Below are 6,092 nucleotides of genomic sequence, written 5' to 3' on the forward strand. Positions count from 1 at the left end.
AAAAGGCCAGTAAGACCTAAGAGCCATCGAGGAGAGAACATGAGTTTCAAATCGCGTTTAGTGTTGTTCACCAGTTTGTGGTTTCTGCTCGTGAGTGTGGTGATTGCTTATACCTATAATTGGCAAAAAGAGACCATAGAACAAAGAACTAAGCAGAGCTTACACAAAGAGCTCGCGGTTCATATGCGCGATGATAACCCTCTGATGATAGGGACTGACTACAACCCCAAAGCCCTTAAATCCATATTTCATACCTTGATGTTGATTGGTCCCGATTTCGACATTTATTTTCTCGACAGCCAAGGAAATATCACGACGCACGCTGCGCCAGAAGGCACTGTGTTGGCAAGCCAGATAGACTTAGCACCCATTAGACAATTTTTAAATGACGAGCCTTATCCGATTCTGGGGGAAGATCCGATCAATCCCGGGGCTCGTAAGGTGTTTTCCGTAGCAGCGATTGAAGAGCTAGGTTCGACCGTCGGGTATCTGTACGTTTTGATTGGCAGTAATCGTCACACCGTGATTGCCAATTCGCAGGTCGACACGCCATACATTGCGCTCGCGGGGCTCATGCTGATCTCTATCTTGGGTTTTGCAGTTGGGGCTTATCTATTGGTTAAACGTAGCCTGTTAAACCCAATAGAAGCAGTAACCAACAAGCTGCAACAACAAGCAGAGCAAGATTTTCGATTGGACCCGAACTTCATTCATCAAGTACCAGAATTGGTGCCGATTGCACGCTCGTATCAGTTGATGGCGAAGCACATTCAACAGCAATTTTTGCAACTTGAATATCAGTCGTCACATCGAAGACAAAGCTTATTACAGCTCAGTCATGATTTGAAAACGCCATTGTCGAGTGTATTGGGGTATCTAGAAACGTGGAGGATTCAAAACCCACATTCGGATCCACTCATAGATGTGGCATATCGCAATGGCAACAAGTTATCTGAACAGCTCCATTCGCTGTTAGATAGCGCCAAGAAAGATAACCCGGTACCCACATATCAATACGCTTCAATCGATTTCAATGGGCTGATGAGCGAATGCTTAGAAACGATACAAAGCAAATATCGCCATAAAAATGTTGAGTTGAACATTAATATGCCTATTGGAATCAAGGCTGTGGGTGACAGTGATCTGCTTGAGAGGTTGATTTTGAATCTGTTAGATAATGCATTGAGGCATAGCCCAAGTGGCACTGTGGTGTCGTTAGATGTTGGTTTTGAAGCGGATTCCAAACGGGTGAAGGTGGTCATTCATAATGAGGTTGAACTGGAAGCGCCGAATGGTTCTTTGGGAATAGGAACCAAGATCGCGCAGTCGATACTGATGTTGCATCACAGTGTGCTAGAAACAACAAAGGCAGAGAACTCCTTTCAGCAAAGCTTTTACTTGCCTTCGGTATAGCTCTATCTGCCTTCGATTTAGCTTGATGTGTACTTACGTAGAAGTAACGTTAAGCGTCTTTTCTGTCTTCGTTACCTTCGTTCACTTTCGCGTAGAAGTGAAGCAGCTCAGTTAATTCTTTAACCCAGCCAAACGCATCTTTAGGTGCGTTCTTTAAGATCTTTTCTACTTTCTCACAGTGCACTTCGATTGCGATTGCTTCTTCAAGGTTGAAAGAAATTGAGTAGAAGTGCCAAAGCAGTAGGCGAGTCATTCGCTCGATGTTCTGTTGCGAGTTATCCGACTCTGAGAAGGCGAGGTTCACTTCACCAAGCGCGATAGCGGTCATTCGAAGCATTGCGTCAAATTTTGCTGATTGCATGCGCTCTTCGCTGGTGACTTCTTCTTGCTCGAACGTAAACAATTCCGTCATTGCATCTTCAGGTACAAGGCGATGAATCATTCTTAAACTAAATTCTTCTAGTTCATGGCGAGGCATGGTGATTAAGCAATTTAAGGTGTAGTCGCGTTGCATGGTGTTCTCTTGGATCTGCAAAAAGGTCGGACAGTTTAATGGAGAAGCGAGCTCAGAAAAAGCAGATTTTAGATAAGCCTACGTTTGTGGGCTTATCTGTGTACTACAAGCCCTAAAATCGATGCTTAGGGGAACTGTATTTAGGTTTGAACGCAGTATCAGGCTTTGCTGTGGCTTGGCGGTTGGTACTGCATCGACTGGTCGTTTCTCATGAATATGTTGCTCGCGACCAAACTGCCGATGCAAATAGAACCAAGGGCGAGCCAAGTCATCGCATCAGGAATCTCGTTGAATAGTGGGATCGCCAACAAGGTCGCCACTGCGGGTGTTGCACTGCCAAAAGCGGCAGAGCGTTCAGCCCCTAAGGTATTAACCGCATAAAGGTAAGTGAACGCAGCGATTAAACCCGCCCCAACGCCTTGCACTGTTGAATGAACGGCAAGCTCCGTGAAGGGCCAATTAGCGATTGGTGTGTCCATTAGGTGGCTTGGGAGGGTTCCAGTCAGAATTAGGACGAGTAAAAGCAAAGTAGAACAGAGAGAAATAAAACCGGCACTGACTAACGCATTAAGATTAGCGACACGGGCTGAGATGGTGAACATCGCCCACATTAAGCTTCCGCATAAAAACAATAAATGACCTTTGGTGTATTCAAAGTTGAAGCTGCTTAAGCTACTTCCTAAAAACAACAGTATACCGAGTAAAACCAAACCTAAACCAACAACACGGTGTCGGCTGAGTGGTTGCTTAAAAAAGAGTACCGCAATTCCTGTGACGAACAGAGGGAGCGTGCCCGGAACAAGAGCACTGCCATGTGAGACCGGAACAAACTGCATGGCCGTTCCCGCAACAAGCAGATAAGGCAATCCGCTACCGACAAACATACCCGTTAGATACCGTTTAGGGACGACGGCAATCGCGCTGCGTGCTTTCCACATCAAAGGCAATAACACCAAAGCCGGTATGAGAAATCTTGTGAGGGCGATATCTGCAGGTGTTAAATCTGAATTTGCGCCGCCTTTAAGAGACAGGAAAAAGCTCGCCCAAATGAGTAGGGTGACAGTAATAGATAAGTAGCCAAGATTCATAATATTGAAGGAGAGTGGGTGATGACTCATTATGGAACAGTTGTTGTGCCACAGGTTGGCAAGTTTTGGCCTAACTTGAACTATCGTTGATGATTTCTGCTAATATTTACCAAATAATTAACGGATTTAACTAATGTTTGGCATTTACTATGGATAGAATTGATAGACATCTTCTCGAACTGCTACAAAAAGATGGCAGGTTAACCACGGCTGAACTTGCTGATGAAGTGGGTTTATCACCTTCGCCTTGTGCAAGACGAGTCAAAAGGCTAGAAGAAAAGGGTATTATTGACGGTTATCGTGTGAGCTTGTCACGAGAACAAGTCGGCATCGCAATGAGTGTGTTTGTTGAGGTGAGCCTAAACAACCACCAAGAAGTGTCGATAGATAAGTTTGAGGCGGCTGTTGTAGAGATGGAAGAGGTGATCAGTTGCCACGTTGTATCTGGGGCTTATGACTATTTGCTAGAAGTGGTTAGCCCGAACTTGATGGCCTACGAGGCATTTACAAGAAAACTTCAAAGGCTCTCTAACGTCAAAGATATTCATACCCACCTTGCGATAAGACAAGTAAAAGGCAATGCACCACTGCCAATTTATACCGATTAAGCCAAACTCTGAGCAGTAACACGAAGGCAGAATGAGCTGAAAACGAAATGGTTTACTCCTGAAGTAGAAGCGCGGTCAATATCAAAAATCATCCATTAAGTGTCAGGCTTCAGGCAATAAAAAACGGAGCACCTCGTGAAAGGTACTCCGTATATGATAGGTGCAAAACTTAGTGATACTTAAAGTTAGAGATTGAACAATCCCCAGTTTGTGCATTAATTCTGAATGAAAAAGCATGTGAATGATAATCCACGCCGTCATTCCAAATTGTCTCTCCAAATATCTTACATAGCTCTAGCTCACTTACTGAACCGAACTCTTCCATGTGTTTAGCTACAGATAAAAGTTTACCTCTTATCTCTGCAGTCCATTCCGTGTTACTCAAGCAGTTGAAAGCCATAGTCTTTTGCATATTACCTAGCCAAAATGTTTCTTGTTATTAAGTTATATGAAGATTCATGATAACAATTTTCTGGCGTTTGTAAATCTATTTTGTGATGAATATCTCACATACTCGCTTGCATTGGTCGGAAATTGAACGTCATTGTTGATAGATAGCACATTACTTTTACAACCTATTGATAAAGCTTTGATTAACGAGTTCTTAGAATATTATGAATGGGATTGAGCATATTTATCGGAAAAGTCCAGTCGAACGAGTGAGAGAATCTAATGGTGATTTCAGTTTGATGCACCGTTTGCTGGTTGGTTTATGTGGCGGGCTTCGTCAATCATCGTCGCTTCTCTGCGGTATTTTGAAGACAGCTGACGGAATTTTTCACTGAGTGTATGGAGATCTCGGGAGAGTGATTGTGAGCTTTGGACGTGCACCTGCGCGCTTTCTGCCTGGCGTGGGAGTTTTGCTTTGGTGCAGTGTTTGGCGACGGCTTGCCATGAATACGCTAGAGAGTCAGCGCCTTCAAGTTCACTAGACACAAAATACGCCTGTTGTAGCAAAACCTCGGAGACGTCATACGCGGTATTAATATGACTATTGAGCTGCACATTAAACCTTTCTTCGTACTTTGCCCAAAGCTCAATGATCTGCTTTTCATTAAAGTGTTTAGATAACAATGTCTGTGACTCATAGGTTGAAAGAACTTGGTTGAACTCTTTGGTGTACTGACTATAGCGACCTTCAAAAGAGAGCTGACGATCCAACAGTGTTTGCCAGTTTTCACGGTCACAATGATTCGCTAGAGCGACATTGGCACTCAAAGTTACGCTTACAATGATAACTTTCCCCCAAAAACTCATGACTTTCCTCTACTTACCGTGCGCTCTATTGAGAGTATAGATGAGCAGCAGCATGAGTTGATGTACACTTGAGACATACCTATAACGGAAGAGCTGGTGGATTTGATGAAAAAAGCGCTGATCGCTTTACTTGTGTTGTTGATATTGGGCGGAGGGGGAGGAGCGGCATACTACTTCTTAGTCATGAATAAAGACCCAATCCCACAAGAGAAAACGGAAGAGCCGGCGTTAGAAGCTACCGAGCAATCTGAATCTGACCTTGTACCTACCATGGATCTTCAGCCTGAACCCGAGCAGACGGAATTTTACGTTTTGGAGAGAAAGCTTGAAGTGGTCGAGCAACCTGAAATTGATGGCTTGATAACAGATTACCTCTATAAAGGGGAAAAGGTGGTGGTACTCGAGAAACAAGGCGAATGGGCACGTATCTCAGACTATATAGTCCTTAAAGAAGGCGGCCCACAGACGGCGGAATGGGTCTCTATGTCAGGCTTATCGAATGATGAAGTCATTATTTCGGAAAAAGAAAGCAAAGAGATATTGGATTCCTATTTGGTTAAGTCTGATGACCTCAAGATCCATCAAGAAAAATTCCGTAATTCGGTGGCTAAACTGATCTCTGAGGGGGAGTGTGCCCCAAGTGATTTTGAAGAATTAGGCGGATGGGTGAAATCTGTTAAGTACAGCAATCGAGATGTCTATTTTATTTATTGTGGTGGGTTGTCCCTTGAAAACAAAATTTATCTTGATGTAAATACAAATGAAATATTTACGAAGTAAGATCCCACGCTCAATTTATTAATGCTATTTACTTAAGCCCACTCATAGATTGAGTGGGCTTTTTTGTCTATTCATAATGCTCATCGTCCCCATTTAGAACGTTAATTATATTGAAGCTCATATAGAATCATTAGGAACCATTTATTAATTTCTAATAATAGTTTTGTTATTATTCTCGTGATCAATCATTTCAAATTCCCACATTGCATTATTCTTGAAACAAGCTGGGAGATATAGATTTATCTCGTATTAACAAAGGCTTATCTGCTTGTTGATAAAAGTAAAATTAAATAAACCTTATTAATATCATAGCTTTGCGTTAATTTACATGTTCGTAACATTTCATTAATTTTGGGATGCAAGTCTAGTTTTTAATCATAATACGAAAATATTTTATATTTGTAATAATACTTTTTGATTTTGAGTTGTAGG

Annotated in this window: 7 protein-coding genes; 3 read left to right on the top strand and 4 right to left on the bottom strand. The window is 42.6% G+C overall.

The features are described from left to right. Positions 1–39 precede the first annotated feature (39 nt). Entirely contained in the window at positions 40–1,413 is a 1,374-nt protein-coding gene (locus AB4493_RS02530; RefSeq protein WP_372148188.1) for a sensor histidine kinase, read from the top strand. A 49-nt stretch (positions 1,414–1,462) separates the two neighbouring features. Here the strand turns inward: AB4493_RS02530 and AB4493_RS02535 are convergent, their stop codons facing one another. Both AB4493_RS02535 and AB4493_RS02540 read right to left on the bottom strand, forming a co-directional pair. Continuing rightward, on the bottom strand, positions 1,463–1,927 hold the full coding sequence (locus tag AB4493_RS02535) for a hypothetical protein (RefSeq protein ID WP_017064489.1): 465 nt from the start codon (positions 1,925–1,927) through the stop codon (positions 1,463–1,465). Positions 1,928–2,085: 158 nt separating this feature from the next. Further along, on the bottom strand, positions 2,086–3,015 hold the full coding sequence (locus AB4493_RS02540; protein WP_017064490.1) for a DMT family transporter: 930 nt from the start codon (positions 3,013–3,015) through the stop codon (positions 2,086–2,088). 149 nt (positions 3,016–3,164) lie between these two features. Here AB4493_RS02540 and AB4493_RS02545 point away from each other — a divergent pair, with 149 nt between their 5' ends. After that, positions 3,165–3,623 (top strand): Lrp/AsnC family transcriptional regulator, encoded by a 459-nt coding sequence (locus AB4493_RS02545; RefSeq protein WP_017062622.1) that lies wholly within the window; start codon positions 3,165–3,167, stop codon positions 3,621–3,623. Positions 3,624–3,792: 169 nt separating this feature from the next. Here the strand turns inward: AB4493_RS02545 and AB4493_RS02550 are convergent, their stop codons facing one another. Beyond that, the gene (locus tag AB4493_RS02550) at positions 3,793–4,035 is read right to left on the bottom strand and encodes a hypothetical protein (RefSeq protein WP_017062621.1); all 243 of its coding nucleotides are present in this window, start codon (positions 4,033–4,035) and stop codon (positions 3,793–3,795) included. Between the two features lie 269 nt (positions 4,036–4,304). Next, positions 4,305–4,880 carry a hypothetical protein gene (locus AB4493_RS02555; RefSeq protein ID WP_372154462.1) on the bottom strand — a complete coding sequence of 192 codons (576 nt, stop codon included), beginning with the start codon at positions 4,878–4,880 and terminating at the stop codon, positions 4,305–4,307. A 96-nt stretch (positions 4,881–4,976) separates the two neighbouring features. Here AB4493_RS02555 and AB4493_RS02560 point away from each other — a divergent pair, with 96 nt between their 5' ends. Further along, on the top strand, positions 4,977–5,660 hold the full coding sequence (locus AB4493_RS02560; RefSeq protein WP_372154463.1) for an SH3 domain-containing protein: 684 nt from the start codon (positions 4,977–4,979) through the stop codon (positions 5,658–5,660). The last annotated feature ends 432 nt before the right edge of the window (positions 5,661–6,092 follow it).

Origin of the sequence: Vibrio sp. 10N.222.55.A1 (assembly GCF_041473835.1) — a bacterium.
GTDB classification, from domain to species: Bacteria; Pseudomonadota; Gammaproteobacteria; order Enterobacterales; family Vibrionaceae; genus Vibrio; species Vibrio crassostreae_C.